The sequence below is a fragment of the Adlercreutzia aquisgranensis genome (assembly GCF_943193145.1).
Classification (GTDB): domain Bacteria; phylum Actinomycetota; class Coriobacteriia; order Coriobacteriales; family Eggerthellaceae; genus Xiamenia; species Xiamenia aquisgranensis.
In genome coordinates, this window is the sequence record NZ_CALPDA010000005.1 from 48,866 (window position 1) to 65,109 (window position 16,244).

A 16,244-nucleotide genomic window follows, 5' to 3' on the forward strand; every position below is an offset into this window, starting at 1 on the left:
GGTTATGTTAGCACGCTCGCCCGCGCCCTGTCGCGCAAAAGCACCCATCGTCCACGTTTCCACCAGAGCCCGCTACAGCGCGCCGGTAAAGCGCACGTTCATATCCACCGCGCCGTCGATGCCGGCCACCGTCCCCGAGCTGGTGTACTGCCACATGACGATAGAAAGCGGAGCCGTGGGAGCCGCCACGTCGTATTCCGCCAGCCACAGTGGGTAGGCGGTCAGCTGGGACAGGTGGTAGCGGGTCAGGTCGTGCAGGTTGCCGTAGATCACCGCGCTATAGCCCGCCGCCTCGACCGCATCGCAGAACGCTTTAGCGCATTCGGTCATCGTGGCCCGGTCAACCGCGTTGGCCCGCGCGCCTTCCGCCGCCACGAGTTCGTGGTCGTACGCAATGGGAAGTGCCAGCTCGCGGCCATTTAGCTGGTCGATCACAAACTGCGCTTCCTCGCGAGCCTCGTCGGCATTCACCGCCTGCGAGAAGAAGTACGCGCCCACGTCAAGCCCCGCCTCGGAAGCAGCGCCCAGGTTGTACTCGAAGTAGTCGTCCACCGATACGACGCCCTCGGTGAAGCCGCGGTTGCCCACGCGCACGTAGGCGAAGTCGACGCCGTCGCCAGCCACCGCGTTCCAGTCTATCCAGCCCTGATGCTCGGACACGTCCACGCCGGTCTGCGACGCCACCTGCCCGTCTTCGTAATAGACCATGCGGCCGCCCTCGTCGGCAAGTCCGTCCCAGTCGTAGGGGTTCGCGAAGGAGGCCAGCAGCTGAGCGTCAGCGGCGTCGGCCAGCTGTTCGGCGGTAAGCTCCACCTCGGGAGAGTCGGTAGCCGGTCCGTCTTGCTGCGCGCTGCATCCGCCGGAAGCCGCAAGGGAAATCGCCCACACGACCAGCGCAACCACGACGACGACCGCCGCAAGGGGAACCGCCGTCCGCAAGCTCAACCCCGAACCGCCACGGGCGCGCGCCGGCGAACGGCCTGCCCGAGCACGCGGGGAAAAGCCGCTTTCGCCGGCAGAACGATCAAAGCGAACACCATGGGCCCCGTGAGCCCCGCCAACATGACGGCGATGCGGAGCGCGGTCGCTTCGGTGCGAATGTCGAAACTCTTGGGTCATGCGCATTATTCTAGCAGCTCACAGAAAGCAAAGCGCCCCTGTTGGGACGCGGCTACGAAAACGGGATGGAATCAGCTCGGAAAAAAACCGCAGATGCATCCCTGGAAACCTTGAAAGCCGGGGCGGAAGGCGGACAAAGGCGTTGCGGCTTCCCCAAGCCGGCAACGCCACGCTCCGTTCTGCGCTTGGCGCAACGCGTTCGCTCCATCGAAGGCCTGAGCGTCCGGACTCTCTCGTCCCGGACACCGGCCGACGACTGCAGCCGCGACCCCTCGCGGCCACGAGCGCCCGCATCGCGCCGCGCCCTCTTCGGCGCGAGCCCGCTTGCCCGTTGCTCTGGCGCCGCCTCTCAAAAACGACGCCGAACGATTGCTCAATTGTAGACTGTTCGTTACGAAAAGACAAGGGACGCGGCGCCCTGCTTGCCATATCCGACAAGGGCTGCAGCAGCCCCCGTAGCCGATAACGCTGCCGAAGGCGGAGGCGTCCGAGCACGCGGGGCCTCGCCCATCCACCCCATGAAACGGAAGACGTTTATGGCAATTCGGTCGCAGCCGATGTAACGGAAGACGGTTATGGCAACCGAAGCCTGCCATAACCGTCTTCCGTTACAGAAAATCGTACATAACCGTCGTCCGTTACAACGTTTTCTGCCATAAACGTCATCGGTTACATCCAGGGGCCGAGGCTCCCGGAATCGTCGCTCACTGCGCCCAAAACCCATACACATCAGACAGCCGCACCAAGACGTCGTCCCTAGTCACCCAAACGATAGCCGAACCGCCAGGCCGTCTGCAGAAAGCGTGGGTTCGACGGGTCGCGCTCTATCTTCTCGCGAATGTGGCGAATATGCACCGGCACGCCCACCGTCTGCGGGTCGTATTCCGGTCCCCACACCTGGCGCGAAATCTCGTCGCGCGAGTACACCTTCCCCGGCTGTTCGGAAAGCAGCGTGAGAATCTGGTACTCCTTGATGGTAAGCGCCACTGCTGACCCCTCCACCTTCACCTCGCATCGCTGCAGGTCAATCTGAAGGTCGCCATCAAACAGGGACCGGACGCTCTTAGGCTTGGGCGACACCACCCGAGAAACCGCACCGCCGGCGGACAGGATGTTCTTCAAGCGCATGAGCAGCTCGGCCTCGCTGAACGGCTTGGTCAGATAGTCGTTGACGCCGAAGCTGAAGCCCAGGCGCTTGTCCACGAAGTCCCCCTTCGCCGACAGCACCAGGATGGGGGTGGCCCCGTCGCGCTGCCGGATGCGCTCGCATACCTGAAAGCCGTCGAGCCTGGGCATCATGATGTCCAGGATGATGGCGTCGGGCCGCTCGTCGTCGAACAGCCGCAACGCCGCTTCGCCGTCTTCGGCGCATATCACCTCGTAGGACGCCCGTTCCAGAATCGCGGCCACCGCCTGGCGCAGACTGCGGTCGTCATCGGCAACAAGAACCCTCGCTCGCTTCTCCATACGCCTTCGCTCCTACTCGTTCAGGCACTCGGCGACCTGCGCGGGCACGATCACCGTGAAACGACTTCCGCGGCCTAGCTCGCTTTCCACGGTCGCGCTGCCGCCCATAGCCTCGGACAGCGCTCTCACCAGAAACAGTCCCAAGCCGCTTCCCGTCGGGCGGCCCTGCTCTTCGCGCGGAGCCTGGGCAAATCTGTCGAAAATGGTCTCAAGGTGCGCCGGCTCGATGCCCACGCCTTCGTCCTCCACCACGATGGACAGCCGGGCCGCCGACGAGTCGTAACTCACGAGCACCCGCACCGCTCCCCCGTCGTTCGAGAACTTCACCGCATTTCCGACCAAATTGCCGAGTATTTTGAACAACGCGTCCCAATCCGCGCTCAGCACCGGCACGGGTCCAACACGGCTCTCGATGCGAACGCCCCGCTGAGCGGCAAGAGGCCGAATGGGCAGCAGCGCCGCCTGCACCAGATCGGCGACGTCCACCGCGTCGTAGGTGATCGTAAATCACCGCCGCCCCCCGATTCAAGCCAAAAAGGCCCGCCGCGGCAAGGCTTGCTGTCACCAAGGCAATCGGCCTTAAAGAGGCCCGCCCATCCGTCCGCGCAGCCGATGACGCCGCCCAAGGTGGAAACGTCCGAGCACACGGGGCCTTTCTGCCACCGGGGCGCCCAACCCGAAGGCAGGCCTCGCCCGTGCTCCCTGTGCAACGGAAGGCGTTTATGGCAACCGAAACCTGCCATAAACGTCTTTCGTTACAGGAAATCGTACATAACCGTCATCCGTTACAGCTTTTTCTGCCACAAACGTCATCCGTTACATCCAGGGCCAGTGGAGACTTCCGAAGCTGTCGCTCGTTGCATTCGAGGCCGCCAGGCGTCGCCCCGCGCTAGCCAGCCACCGCAATCAGGGGCGCGAGGGCGGCATGCCGTCGATTAGGCGCGCTTCTACCAGGTCGATCAGCTCTTGGCGCGTGTGCACGTCCAACTTACGGTAAAGATTCTTCCAGTGGCTCTTCACCGTATTCAGCGACACCACGTCCAGGTCGGCGATATGCTGCAGCGAGTAGCCGCGGAACGCGTACACCAGAATCTGCGTCTCCCGCACCGTCAGCCCGTGGTCCACGGCTATGCGACCCAGCACCTCTTCGGGAATGCCGCGCTCCTCGGATGGCGCCCGTTCCGCAACGCACGCCGACGCATGCACTGTCAAGCGCGCCTTGTCGTGCCCCTGAACAGCCCGAACATGCTCGGGACCTGCGGGCCGAGCTGTCCCATCAGCACTGCGAAGCGCACCTTCAACACCCTCCGCACCGTCAAAACCTGCCTGCACGAAACGGCTCGGCTCGGCGGCGCTCAGAACGCGCTCGGCATTGCCCGCACCGTCGGGGGCGGCAGCGGTGCTAACCGGCAAGCCGACGGCCGTTCTACCAGCCGCTAACCCAGCGCCCAAGCCGTGCTCGGCATTGCCCGCACCGCCAAGGCCAACGCCGCCAACCTGCAGTCCGCCTGCCGCCAAGCCGACGCCGCCCTCCCCACCAGCCGCCAACCCAGCGCCCTTCCCGCCAGCAGCATCCCCGGCGCCGTCCCCCGCGGTCGCCTCCATGGCCGCTTCCGCCCAATCGGGGGTCACCTCGAAATTGAAGCTACGGATGGCGATGATCGCAAGCCCCACGGCAAGCACCGCCAGCGTAAACACGCTCAGCAGCATCGACAGCCCGGCCACCTGGCCGGGCCCCAACGGCACCGGCGCCCCCAGCGCTGCCGGCACCGCGCACTGCCCCACCAGAAACGCCGCAACCACCGGAAGCACGAACAGCACCAGGAAGTTCCCGTAGGCCACGCGACAGTCGAACGCATCGCGCACCAGCAGAAACAGCACCAGCACCTCGATGCAAGTCTTGCAGCTGGTGACCACGGCGATGCCCACGTTCTGTGCAGGGCCGCCAGTGCCCAGCAGCGCCATGCCACCCACCAGGGCGAACGCCAGCACAAGCCCAATGGCGAACGATGTCTTGCGCTCGTTCTCGCACCGATGCAGCAGCAGGAACGCCACGGCGATGAGCGCCATGCTGATGACGTACTTCAGCCACAGCGTATAGTCCTCCTGGGTAACGGCCGAGCCGGATGAGAACGCAAGCACCAGGTTCCCCAACAGGGAAAGCGCCGCCAGCAGCGCCAGCAGCATCCCCGACGGCGGCGCTCCGAAGTTGAGCAGCCGAGCCCGCAGCCCCTCGGGCACGCTCACGCCCTCTTGGATAATCGCTCCCGAAATTGTGCCTCCAATCGCACCGCCAACAGCTCCGGCAGCCGCATCGCTTGCAGAACCGCTGCGCTTCGCATCCCCGGATCCGACGGCACTGCGCGCACCACGCTCCCGCACCGAGCAAGCGCCCAAGCACAGCGCCGCCAACAGGGGGACTACCACGGGAAACAGCGCCGCGACGGGGGAGAGAGAGAACAGCACGACAGCTATGAACAGGCTGAACACCGCAGAACCGAACAGCATGGCCATGATGGGCCAGTCGTCCGTGGAGCCGATGCGAGCCAGGTGCGTGTACCAAGCAAAGAGCAGCACCGCTTCCGACGCTCCCGCGAGCACGGCCAACGCACACGCGATTGCGGAATCGACATCCCACCACCCTGCAGAACTCGCCGCCCATAGAAGCGCCAGCGAGCCGGCCGCCGCCACCGCGCACAGCCCCACAGCCGGCAGCGACACGGCAACACGCTCGAACCGAACCGGCAACAGCGCCGCCAGGGCCGCAACGACCGCCAGGGCCGTCACGAAGCAGGGCAACCCGGCACTTCCATAGGGCAGCATTTCCGTGACGCTGCGAAACCGAAGAATCTGCCAGAACAGCGCCATGCCTACCACGACGAAAAACGCCCGCTCAAGGGTAATGCCGTTTTGCCGCTTCACGCTAGGCCTCCCTCCGAACAAGCTTGCGAGCAGGCTCTATGGTACCATTCCTCGCTTTGCGCGGCGACCATGCGTAGCTCTCTGTCCGCCACCGTCTTCGCCATCCTGGAAAAACCACCCCTCAGGGGTGAAGCCCGCGCCGGCTCGCCGCAATTCACCATGGAGGTGTGTTTCCGCTCGCCCTACAGGCCCGTAAGGTGAAAGGGCATCGTCATCGACCAAGGAGGGGAACTATGACACACGCGAACCGCGCACAGCATCCTGCAGACGCCTTCGCCCCCACGCGGCGCAGCTTCATCCAGGGCTCTCTCGCTCTGGCGGGAGCTGCGGGCCTGGCCGGCATCGCCACGGCGCTGTCGGGCTGCGCTAACCCGGCGGGCGGCGAAAAGGGCGACGGCGCTCCCGGCGCTGATGCCACCAACGGCGACGGCGCCGCGAGCGCTACCAAGGCAACCGCCGCGCCCGTGGCCTTCACCGCCGGCACCTACGAGGGGTCGGCCCAGGGCAAGCACGGTCCCATCACCGTGCAAGTGGCCTTCGGACCCGACTCCATCGAGGCCATCACCGTGGAAAGCCACACCGAGACCGCCGACCTGAGCGACGTGGCCCTCACGGTCATCCCCCAGGCCATCCTGGCTACGCAGTCGCTGGGGGTCGACACCGTTTCTGGCGCCACGCTCACTTCCATGGGGGTGATCGGCGCCGTAGGCGAAGCTGCCGCCCAGGCCGGAGCCGACGCTGCGGCCTTGCGCAACGCCCCCGCCGACTACCAACCCGTTCAAGCCATGAAGCCCGGCACCTACAAGGGCGCCTCCTGGGGCAAATGGAAGGAAGGGTCCATCGAGGGCGAGCGCCATGGCTGCCCGGCGGTCATCGAACCGCTGGAGGTTGAGGTGACCGTGGACGAGACCTCCATCAAGTCGGTGAAGGTGCTGGCCTGCTCCGACACGCCCGGCTTCATGGAGCCGGCCCTCGAACAGATGCCCCAGCGCATCGTGGACCAGCAGTCCCTCTACGCCGACACTGTCACCGGCGCCACCCTCACCGCCGCAGGCATCTCCGCCGCCGTATGCCGCTGCCTTGAGCAGGCCGGCGCCGACCTGGCCGGGTTCGCAAAGGCCACGCCGAAGAAAACCAACACCGAGCAGCTGAGCTGCGACCTGGTCATCGTGGGCGCGGGACTTACCGGCACGGCCGCCGCGCTGAAAGCCACCGACCTAGGCATCAACACCATCGTACTGGAGCGCACGAACCGCGTCTCCGGCACCGGCGCCTGCTCCAGCGGCCCCTTCGCCGTGGGATCGAAGATGGACGCTGACGCCGGCATCACCCTCACCGCCGACGAGGCGTTCTCCATGCGCATGCAGGAGGACCAGGGCCGCACCAACGCCCCGCTCGTGCGCGAGGTGGTGCATGCCACGGGCCGCATGATCGACTGGATGCAAGAGCGCTGGGAGGCCATCGGCGACAAGGGATTCTCCATCAAGCCCAGCAAAGACCCCATGAACCTCATGCATATCTACGGCAAGGGCACCCAGAAGTTCCAGGACCTCTACGACTCCTACATCCTGCCCGCCGGCGTCCAGCTGCTCTACAGCACCTCGCTCGAAGACATCCGCACCGACGACGCCGGCAACGTGACCACCCTGGTAGCCCGCCGTCAGGACGGCACCGAAGTGGACATCGCATGCAAGGCGGTGCTGCTTGCCACGGGCGGCTTCGGCGGCAACGCGGCCATGATGAAGGAGCGGCTCAACGGCGTGTTCGACAACGTAGGGCTTTCGTCGAACACCGGCGATGCCATCGTGCTGTGCGAGAAGCTGGGCTGTGCCATGTCCGACGACCTGTCGCCGGCGCTTGCGGAATTCTGCAGCAACGACGTGCTTGACTACTACGCCGGCTACATGAAGTTCATCAACCAGCTGGGCTTTCTGATGCTGGACCCGGCCGGCGCCCGCTTCATGAACGAGGAGCTGTGCCTGACCGAGTCGAACAGCATCGGGGCAGCCGCCATGCGCCGCGCGTCGTGGAGTTGGGTGATTCTAACCCAAGCCGACCTGGACAGCCTGCAGACCGAAGGCGTGTGGGGGCACCTGACCCGCGAGTACTGCGACGAGTACGAGATGCGCAGCCGCATCATCGACCCGGTGTACACCACCATCAAAGACGAGATGGACGAATGCATCGCCTACGGCCAGGCCTTCAAGGCCGACACGCTGGAGGCGCTGGGCAAGGCCGTCGGCTTCAACGAGAAGTCCTACGCGGAAGCCATCGACGACTACCGCAAAGCCGTAGCCGACGGCACCGACCCGCTGTTCGGCAAGGACCCGCGCCTGCTGTATCCGCTGGATGACGGCCCCTTCTACGCCGTGCGCATCATCTCGCCCATCGACAACACCTACAACGGCATCCGCGTCGACACCTCGTTCAGGGCCCTCGACGAGAATCTGACGCCCTCCATCAGCGGCCTGTACCTAGCGGGCATGGACAGCGGCGGCTACTTCACCTACCCCTACTCCAACTTCCTGGGATCGTCGTCCAGCTACTGCCTGACCTCGGGCATGCTGGCCGCCGAAGCCGTCGCCGAGTTCCTGGGGAAGTAGAGCCGCCGACTGCCGGCCCTGCAGCGAGCTGCTGGTGCAGGGCCGGCACCTTCGCCAGCCCGCACGCGCCGTTGCCGGCCTCGCAGCCCGCACCTTCGCCAGCCCGCACGCGTCCCCTCCCGCCGGCCTCGCAGCCCGCATAATCGGCATGTTCGTGAGTTTTTTCGCGCGAACATGCCGATTATGCGGGCTGCACCCCTTGGGGCTGCATTTGGGGCTGCACCCCGTGGGCCACGCGGACGGACGAGAGCGCGCGGGCAGATGGGGAATGGGGCATGGAATCAGGGGGGCATGCGAGCGATCATTCGCAAGAGACAGCATGCGGCCCTTCGTTTGAACGGCGCGAGCGAAGGCGCTACTTAATCGGAAGCATGCCGCCCTTCAGCTGCACCACCCTGGCGGCGGCCTCGTTGGCCGCCGCCAGAGCATCTTCCCAGCTCATGTGTTTAGCGAACGCCGCAGCCAGCGCCCCCAAGTGAGTGTCGCCCGCCCCAATGGTGTCCACCACCCGATCGGACGGCACCGGGGTCGAGGGAGCGAATACAACCCGGATCGCCGGGGCGGCGGGCGAAGCGGCAATCTCGTTCGCCTCTAGGGCCCCGCAGGCCGCATTCTGCGACGATACTGCAAGCCCTAAATCCTCTGCAGCTTCCATCGCGCTCGCGCGACCGTCCAGCGCCTCAGCTACTTCCCTGCTAGCCAGGCTCCCAGCCGCGCTCGCCCGCGTAGCTGCTTCCGCCGCCGGCACGAAAGCGTAGCTGCCCTGCGCGCCTGCGGTGACGATGCACACGTTGCCCGCCTCCTGCGCAATGCGCCGACCGGCCTCCTCCACCGTCGCACACCCCGTAAATGCCAGGGCCTCCTGGTCGTTCAGGTGCCAGAGAGGATGCAGGGCGTTCAGGCGCTCGATCAGGGCCGGAGGGAACTCGGTCAGCAACGGGCCGGGCCCGAAGAACAGCGGAAGCTGCGGGTGCCGCTCGAAGAAGCGGACGATGGCCTCGCCGCCCGGGCCGCCCACCTCGAAGCCCGACGCCAAGGCGCAGGAGAAGCCGCAAGCGGGGGCAGCGTTGATCGATTCGTCGTTCAGGCCAGCGGCCGGTTCGGCGCCCTGCTCGGCATCCAACGCGACGTCCAGCTCGGCGAACCACTCGTCGCGAAAATGGCGCTCGATACCCGGCAGCGTCACCATGGTGCGCTGGCCGTCGGGCTCCACGAAGCACACGCATGCGCCGCTGTCGTAAGCCGGGCCGCCCTCCGGATCGTTTGGCCCGAATAGGGAAATCCCCAGATCGGCAAGGTGCTTTTTCGCAAAGCCGGCGAACATGCCGCGCCCCAGCGGTGCGAACAGGCAGCAATCCGCACCCGCATCCAGCACTGCAGCCGCCGCATTCAACGCGCAACCGCCCAGCGTGGCGCCCACCTGCTCCACCACCACACCCTCGCCCGAAGCTGGCAGCCGCGGCACCTGGCATACCGCATCCACCATCACCGCACCCACCGCAAGCACCGTCCGGACAGCAGACGCTTGCTGCTGGGCGGGCGCGGGCTGCCGAGACGACGCAGGCCGCGGGGCAGTCGCTAGCTGCCGGGCGGATGCAGGCTGTCGAGACAGCGCAGACACAGGCCACGGGGCCGACGCAACTGCTACCGACCCCGTGCCATTTGCCGCGTACGTTAGCTTTTTGGCGGCATCATCCCCCATGTCTTCCCTATTCAACCGCACAACACCTAGGGATTGCAGTGGCCGCAGGGGCTGAAGCCCTGCCCCACTGCGGCATCGCGCGTGCTCAGAGCCACGAGGTTCGCCGCGTCGATCTTCTTCACGTAGGCGCAGGTGCTCGCATGGAATTTCATGGTGCTGCTGTTACCCACGTAAGCGGTGGTGACGGGCTGCTGGGAGGCCGGCTCCTTCGTGCGCGACTGGTCCCACAGGCCCGAGTCGTCAACGTAGTAGTCGCCAATCCACTGGTTAGTGGCCATGGCGCCACTAACTCCTACGTAGTAATTTCCTACCCAGCGGTTGGCCGCCATGGAACCGTCGCCGTTTAGGTAGTACCAGGTGCCGCCCACGTTCTTCCAGCCCGTTGCCATGTCGCCGTCGGCGTTGAGGTAGTACCAGGTACTGCCCAGCAGCTTCCAACCCGTAGCCATATCACCGCCGCTATTCAGGTAGTACCAGGTGCCGTCCACGTTCTTCCAGCCCGTAGCCATGTCGCCGCCGGCGTTGAGATAGTACCAGGTGCCGCCAAGGTTCAGCCAGCCGGTCTGCATGTAGCCGCTACCGTCGAAGCGATACCACTTCCCGCCGATCAGCTGCCACGAGCTGGTGGGATAGGTGCCGTCAGCCCACGCGTACCACCAACGGCTACCGCTTTTCACCCACGAGTTCGCATGCCAAACGCCCGAGCTGTCGGACCAATTCCACTCGCCGTTTACCTTGTACCAGCCCGTGGCCATGGCGCCGCTGTCGTAAAGCCAGTACCAGGCGCCGCCCACCGACTTCCAACCGGTAGCCATGCGACCGCCTGCCGAAGGATCCAGGTAGTACCATTCGCCGCCCACCGGCTGCCAGCCAGTGACCATAGCATAGTCGCGATCCATCCAGTACCAACCGGTGCCGTCGTGAACCCAGCCGCGCGCCAGGTAGCCGTCGGCATTGGCATAGCACCACGCGCCGTTGGCGGACAGCCAGCCTTCCGCCGGGCTGCCATCGGCGTAGATTGCCCGGTACACGTAATCCGAGCCGCTCCACTCCATCTCGAATGACGCAGGGAGATACTTCGCCGGCAGATAGGCCTCGAGCGCCGCGCGGAACTCGGCGACGGTCATAAGGTCATCTTCGTTGCCGCCTCGAACGCCATCGAACGTCTGACCATGGGCGGTACCGTAGATCCCGCTCGTCTGCTTGGCTACCGCGAAGCCCGTGGTCTGGTAGCCGGAGGCCACGATGTTGAGGTAATGCCCAGCCGCATCGATGTCGCCCGCGTCGTAGAGCTCCTTCTCCTTGTAGTACCAGCCGTCGAAGGGGTCGTAGTAACCCCAGGCCAGGTTCTCGCCCACGTTGTAGGCCTCCGAATGGCCGATGTTGTCGCGAGACCAGTTCAGCTGCACCTCGGCGATAGCCATAAGCTCCGGATCCACCTTGAGCGTCTGCAGTTTCTCGCCCTCTTGAGGGTCGTAGCCTTCGTCAGCGCGCAGCTGGTTGCACTCGTCCATGAAGCGCAGCGTCTGCCACAGGTTGTACAGGCTGGTGGCGTCGCCCTCGGCCCCTATGTTTGTGCAGCCGGCCACCGCCGGCGCCGGGTTCTCCAACACGGCCACAGCCTTCTCGCCCGCAGCACCCAAACTCTTGAAGAAGCCGAGCGACCCTTCGTCGATACGCTGTTGAACGGTGGCCTGACTCAGCTCGGCCGCCCAGGCGCGCACCGGCCACGGGCCCACCGCCGCTCCCCCAACAGTGGCACCGGCCACTCCCTGCACCAGCGCCGCACACACCAGCGCCGCTGCCAGCAGAAACGCCAGCCTTCCTTTCACAATCGCACCGTCTTGCCGCTTCGCATCCTGCATCGCGAAACCGTCCTTTTCTCTCTCGGCCGTCCTTCCGGCCCTCTCTCTGTCGGCATTATAGACCACAACACGCAAAGCCGAAACGATGGCGCACCTGCGCGGCTCAGAGCGCACTTGCGCGGTCGAAGAAGTCCAGGGCGTTGCGGAAGAAGATGCGCTCGGCCAGGGTGCTCCCATAGGCGCGTTCCAGCAGGTCGTAGAGACCGCTCACCTTGAAGCACGGACGCAACCAGTCGGGCACGTCGCAGCCGTCGTAGTCGCTGCCCAAGGCCACGGCATGCTCCCCGGCCAGCTCAAGCATGTGCTCCACATGGCGAAGCACCTGGTCGGGCGTGGCCTGGTCGGGCGTGTCCGCCAGGAAGTCCTGGAAGCAGTTGAGACCCACAACGCCGCCGCAGCGTCCTATTTCGCGAAGCTGCCAATCGGCCAGATTGCGCGGATGGTCGCACACTGCCCGCGCGTTCGAATGGGAGGCAGCGAACGGACGGGTCGCGCATGCGCACAAGTCGGAAAACCCCTGCTCGTTCAGGTGCGAAACATCCACTGCAATGCGACGCGACTCCAGCTCGGCCACCATACGCCGACCGAACGGCGTCAGGCCGCCCGGCGTATCGTTGCCGCTGCCGAGAGCGTTCGCACCGTTCCACGTGAGCGTAACCATGGCCGCGCCCGCCTGCTCAAGAGCATCCAGCCGAGCAAGCGCCGTGCCGTCGTCCTCCAGAAACGACGCCCCTTCCACCGTAAGCACCGCCGCCGACTTCCCCTGCGCCCAAACCGCTTCCACCTGCGAGGAAAACCCGCAGCTTGCTGGGCCATCATGGCGCAGCTCGGCGCCGGGACGAGGGCGAACCTGCTCGATCCGCTCGGCATTCCGCTCAAGCTCGCGACGAAACCTCCCATTCACGCGATTGAACAGCGCCCACGCCTCAGCGCCGCGCAGCTGGTCGGGTACGAACACTGCGAAGCACTGGCACCATCGAAGGCGACGGCCAAGCGCATCGGGCTGCAAGGCCGCCGCCTCGTCGCCCCCGCGCTCCGCCGCAAGCCCCGAAGATGCGCAGGCCGCCCGTCCCTGCTCCGCCCCAAGCCCCGAAGGCGCACCGGTCGCCAGCCCACGCCCCTCCATCCCCTCCAAGGAGATGTCGGCAACATTGCGCGCCAGCCCGGCCATGTCGGCAGGCGCCACCGAAGCATCGTGGGCAGCAAATCCGCCCGGCACCGAGAAATCCCCGTAGAACTCCAGCCGGTCAAGCGTATCGCAATGCAGGTCAAACATAGAAACCATGGCAATCCCCCTCGGCTGCTACTCGGCCAGCAACCACTTCCACGCCGGGCGCACCCGTATCGTTCCTTCGGGAACGACTATATCGCGCTCGTCGTCGAAGGTGATAATGAGGCATTCTTCCCGGTCGAATCGCGCCATGGCCTCTCTCAGAGCCGACACTTCTCTCTCACAGGTCTTGGCGTCGTCCATGGCAAAGCAAACCTGCACGAGCGTAGAAACCTCGTCCACCAGCGCATCGCCTTCGACAAAATCAACTTCTTTGCCCGAAGGAAGCTTCAACATAGCAATATCGCCAAGCCTCCCACTCAACCTCCGGCGCCGCAGCTCCAGATAGACCGCCGTTTCCAGAGCGAAGCACAACCCATCGGCAGTCGCAATCGACATTGCCCAGTACAGCCCCGGATCCGCCGAAAACAGCTTCAGCCCTCCCAGCCGTATTTTCTGAACCGAGTAGCTGAACTCGAACGTCTGATAGACCAGATGAGCGTCCTCGAACGCCTCTATTAGCTGGGTCACCGTAGCCCGCCCGGGACTGTAGCCCGCCTCCCGGCTCTTGTTATCCAAGCGAGAAATCGACACGTCCCGCGCGCTCGACGTTACCGCAGTGCGGGCAAGCGAGCTCGCAAACGCCGCATTCGAGAACCCGAACCGCTCGACCACATCGCGGGCGACCGTCAGCTGCGCATAGCTTTGAAGCAACTGGGCCCGCTCCATGTCGTCGAGTCCTTGCGCTGCGGGAAAGCCGCCTTCGACCAAGTACCCTCGCAGCGCTTTCTTAAGACTGGAGCCGAGCACCCGGCTATCAAGCGACTGGCCCCATGCTGGCTCTTCCCCCCACGCACGCAGATACTCGCGAAAGCTGTACGGAAGGAGCTCGTAGGAAATGGATCGTCCCCGAAACTCGGTTGCCACATCCTCGGACAGCATCCTCGAGGACGATCCCGTCACCCACATCGCAACCTTTTCCGTATCGAGAATGCGGCGAACAACTACGTCCCAACCAGGTACGTCCTGAATCTCGTCGAAGAACAGGTAGGCACCCTCCGTTCGGGCGCTTGGATTCATCTCGAAGAAGCATTCGAGCACGTCGCTTACAAGTGTTGCCGAAAGCGGCCGTAGGCGGTCGTCGTCGAAGTTGAAATAGCAGACTCTGTTCGCGCTGACCCCGGAATCAAGGACCGCCATGATCTCTTGGTAGAGGCGAAACGTCTTTCCCGAACGCCGCATCCCCACAACAACCTTTGCCGTGGACCCGATCTTGGGCTGCTGAATCTTTCCGAGCGCAAGGTCGCGCAAAACCAGCTCTTCCCTAATCGCCGGCAAAACGTTGTCGATGAAGTCGGTGAGCATGTATCGAACGGCAGCTTTTGCATCATCCATGGCGATCCCTTCCCAATGGTTAAACTGAAAATTATTTTATCAGTTTTAGTGAAAATCTGTAATAAACTGTTACAGATTAGGTGGATACGGTTGATAAAGCAGACTTCCCCATCCGAACCCTTGCACTCTCGCCAACAGCGCGAAATGCCTGATACCGAAAAACCCAATACAGCACGAGGGCCGCCCCTTTGGACGGCCCCAGTAAACGCTCGCCTAATCTCGACTACCGCAAGCTGGCCCCTATCCGGCACGTATCGCTATCGGAAGACGGCCGCTCGCCCTCGGTGCAGCAACCCTCTACGCGGCTGCTTCCTGCCGGCGGGCCTGCGGATCGTAGACGCCATCGGACCCCACATAGTACTTGCCGCCGTCGACCCAAGCACTTGTCGCCATGGCGCCATCAGCCCCAACCCAGTAATTGCCTATCCAGCGATTCTCGGCCATGTCGCCGCCACCGTTGAGGTAGTACCAGGTATTGCCGATCTTCTTCCATCCCGTCGCCATGTCGCCCGACGAATTCAGGAAGTACCAGGCCCCGCCAACCTTTCGCCATCCGGTGGCCATATCCCCTCCGCCGTTGAGGTAGTACCACGCGCCGCCGTTGTGCAGCCATCCCGTCTGCATCACGCCCGAGCCGTTCAGGTAGTACCACGTGCCTCCAAGGCTCTTCCAGCCGGTATGCATGTCGCCGCCGTCGTTGAGGTAGTACCAAGCCCCGCCATTGTGCAGCCATCCCACCTGCATGGCTCCCGATCCGGCCAGATAGTACCAGGTGCCGCCAAGGTAAAGCCATCCCACCTGCATGTAACCGTTGGAATCGAAGTGGTACCACTCGTCACCGATAGGCTGCCAGCTGTTCTGCGCATAGGTACCGTTTCCGAAGTCGAACCACCATCCGTTGCTGTCCTGCCTCCATGCGGTTTCGTGCCATACGCCGTTGGGATCCGACCAGTACTGCTGGCCGTTCGCCCAGTAGAATCCCGTACGCATAACGCCGTTCTCGCCGAAGTAGTAGCTCTCTCCGCCTATATCCTTCCATCCTGTAGCCAGCGTACTGTCGCTGTTGACGTAATACCAGTCACCATTGCTCATCTGCAACCAGCCAGGATTCTCGTAGAGAACGCCGTCGTCACCGAAGAGATAGACTCCGTTACGGTAGGGATCGTCCAGCTGCTCCCTGTCCCTGACTTCCTGTTTTCCCGTAAGCATAGCGCCACTATCCGAAAAGTAATAAACCTTTCCGCTAATGACCATCCACCCGGTAGCACTTTTCCCGTAGGCAAGCTTCGCACTATCGGCTTCTACAACGCTCTCCCCAAAGTAATAGGTGTCACCTCCGATTGTCTTCCATCCAACTTGCACAACGCCGTATTCGTCGGCCAAATACTTTCCCCAGGCCTCATATTTCCCCGTCATCAACGCTCCTGCAGGATACGCTTCGTCCCAACGCCCCCACCCGGAATACCATACTTCTTCCGTCCTATCATCGTCGATCGCAAAGCGATAGTACTTTCCGTCGATTTTATTCAAACCCAATGCAAGCTTGCCGTCCTGGTTCACATAGCAACGCTCGCCAGTCGGCAACTGAGCCCATCCCGCCTGCGAATACCAGGCACCATCCGCACCAAAAAGATAGACCCCCTCATACTCTGGAAGATAAACAGAGCCAGTCACCATGTAACACGGGGACGACCAATATGGAGCAGTTGCGCCGGCGCTGGCGCGGTACTCGCCTTCCGTGCTCGCGGGCCCTTGCGTCGGCTAGCAAAAGAAAGCCCCCGGTTGGGGGCTTTCCAGGTTGGTCACTCTTTCGCGCTTGCGGGCTCCCTCGCGCTTGCGCGCCTTACGCGCTCGCCAACCCTTGCGCCGGCCGGGTTTGGGGGCCGGCCGGCGCTTCGGGG

The 16,244-nt window shown here is 64.0% G+C and carries 10 protein-coding genes; 1 reads left to right on the forward strand and 9 read right to left on the reverse strand.

The window, feature by feature from the left end; genetic code table 11:
- Positions 1-72 precede the first annotated feature (72 nt).
- The 4 genes from NFR41_RS04145 to NFR41_RS04160 all read right to left on the reverse strand — a co-directional run bounded on the left by NFR41_RS04145 (position 73) and on the right by NFR41_RS04160 (position 5,508).
- Positions 73-945, reverse strand: coding sequence for a glycoside hydrolase family 25 protein (locus tag NFR41_RS04145; protein ID WP_251230826.1), 873 nt, complete (start codon positions 943-945; stop codon positions 73-75).
- A gap of 930 nt (positions 946-1,875) precedes the next feature.
- On the reverse strand, positions 1,876-2,586 hold the full coding sequence (locus tag NFR41_RS04150; protein WP_160213145.1) for a response regulator transcription factor: 711 nt from the start codon (positions 2,584-2,586) through the stop codon (positions 1,876-1,878).
- Positions 2,587-2,598: 12 nt separating this feature from the next.
- On the reverse strand, positions 2,599-3,072 hold the full coding sequence (locus NFR41_RS04155) for a sensor histidine kinase (protein ID WP_160213146.1): 474 nt from the start codon (positions 3,070-3,072) through the stop codon (positions 2,599-2,601).
- Positions 3,073-3,492: 420 nt separating this feature from the next.
- A complete protein-coding gene (locus NFR41_RS04160) occupies positions 3,493-5,508 on the reverse strand; it encodes a helix-turn-helix transcriptional regulator (protein WP_251230827.1) in 2,016 nt (671 codons plus the stop codon).
- A 233-nt stretch (positions 5,509-5,741) separates the two neighbouring features.
- Between NFR41_RS04160 and NFR41_RS04165 the strand changes: the two genes are divergently transcribed.
- The gene (locus NFR41_RS04165) at positions 5,742-8,111 is read left to right on the forward strand and encodes an FAD-binding protein (RefSeq protein WP_251230828.1); all 2,370 of its coding nucleotides are present in this window, start codon (positions 5,742-5,744) and stop codon (positions 8,109-8,111) included.
- Positions 8,112-8,466: 355 nt separating this feature from the next.
- Here the strand turns inward: NFR41_RS04165 and NFR41_RS04170 are convergent, their stop codons facing one another.
- The 5 genes from NFR41_RS04170 to NFR41_RS04200 form a co-directional block, all read right to left on the reverse strand.
- On the reverse strand, positions 8,467-9,609 hold the full coding sequence (locus tag NFR41_RS04170) for a PfkB family carbohydrate kinase (protein WP_251230829.1): 1,143 nt from the start codon (positions 9,607-9,609) through the stop codon (positions 8,467-8,469).
- Between the two features lie 230 nt (positions 9,610-9,839).
- Complete coding sequence (locus tag NFR41_RS10495; RefSeq protein ID WP_285833852.1) at positions 9,840-11,678, reverse strand: CAP domain-containing protein; 1,839 nt, start codon at positions 11,676-11,678, stop codon at positions 9,840-9,842.
- 103 nt (positions 11,679-11,781) lie between these two features.
- The gene (locus NFR41_RS04190) at positions 11,782-12,963 is read right to left on the reverse strand and encodes a dipeptidase (protein WP_251230830.1); all 1,182 of its coding nucleotides are present in this window, start codon (positions 12,961-12,963) and stop codon (positions 11,782-11,784) included.
- Positions 12,964-12,981: 18 nt separating this feature from the next.
- The gene (locus tag NFR41_RS04195) at positions 12,982-14,313 is read right to left on the reverse strand and encodes an ATP-binding protein (protein WP_251230831.1); all 1,332 of its coding nucleotides are present in this window, start codon (positions 14,311-14,313) and stop codon (positions 12,982-12,984) included.
- A gap of 327 nt (positions 14,314-14,640) precedes the next feature.
- Complete coding sequence (locus NFR41_RS04200; RefSeq protein WP_432762687.1) at positions 14,641-16,020, reverse strand: N-acetylmuramoyl-L-alanine amidase family protein; 1,380 nt, start codon at positions 16,018-16,020, stop codon at positions 14,641-14,643.
- Positions 16,021-16,244: the final 224 nt, after the last annotated feature.

What these genes read in the sequence shown, in the direction of transcription:
- NFR41_RS10495 (WP_285833852.1), bottom strand. Translation starts at nt 11,678, where the DNA reads ATGCAGGATGCGAAGCGGCAAGACGGTGCGATTGTGAAAGGAAGGCTG.
- NFR41_RS04200 (WP_432762687.1), bottom strand. Translation starts at nt 16,020, where the DNA reads ATGGTGACTGGCTCTGTTTATCTTCCAGAGTATGAGGGGGTCTATCTT.
- NFR41_RS04195 (WP_251230831.1), bottom strand. Translation starts at nt 14,313, where the DNA reads ATGCTCACCGACTTCATCGACAACGTTTTGCCGGCGATTAGGGAAGAG.
- NFR41_RS04150 (WP_160213145.1), bottom strand. Translation starts at nt 2,586, where the DNA reads ATGGAGAAGCGAGCGAGGGTTCTTGTTGCCGATGACGACCGCAGTCTG.
- NFR41_RS04190 (WP_251230830.1), bottom strand. Translation starts at nt 12,963, where the DNA reads ATGGTTTCTATGTTTGACCTGCATTGCGATACGCTTGACCGGCTGGAG.
- NFR41_RS04165 (WP_251230828.1), top strand. Translation starts at nt 5,742, where the DNA reads ATGACACACGCGAACCGCGCACAGCATCCTGCAGACGCCTTCGCCCCC.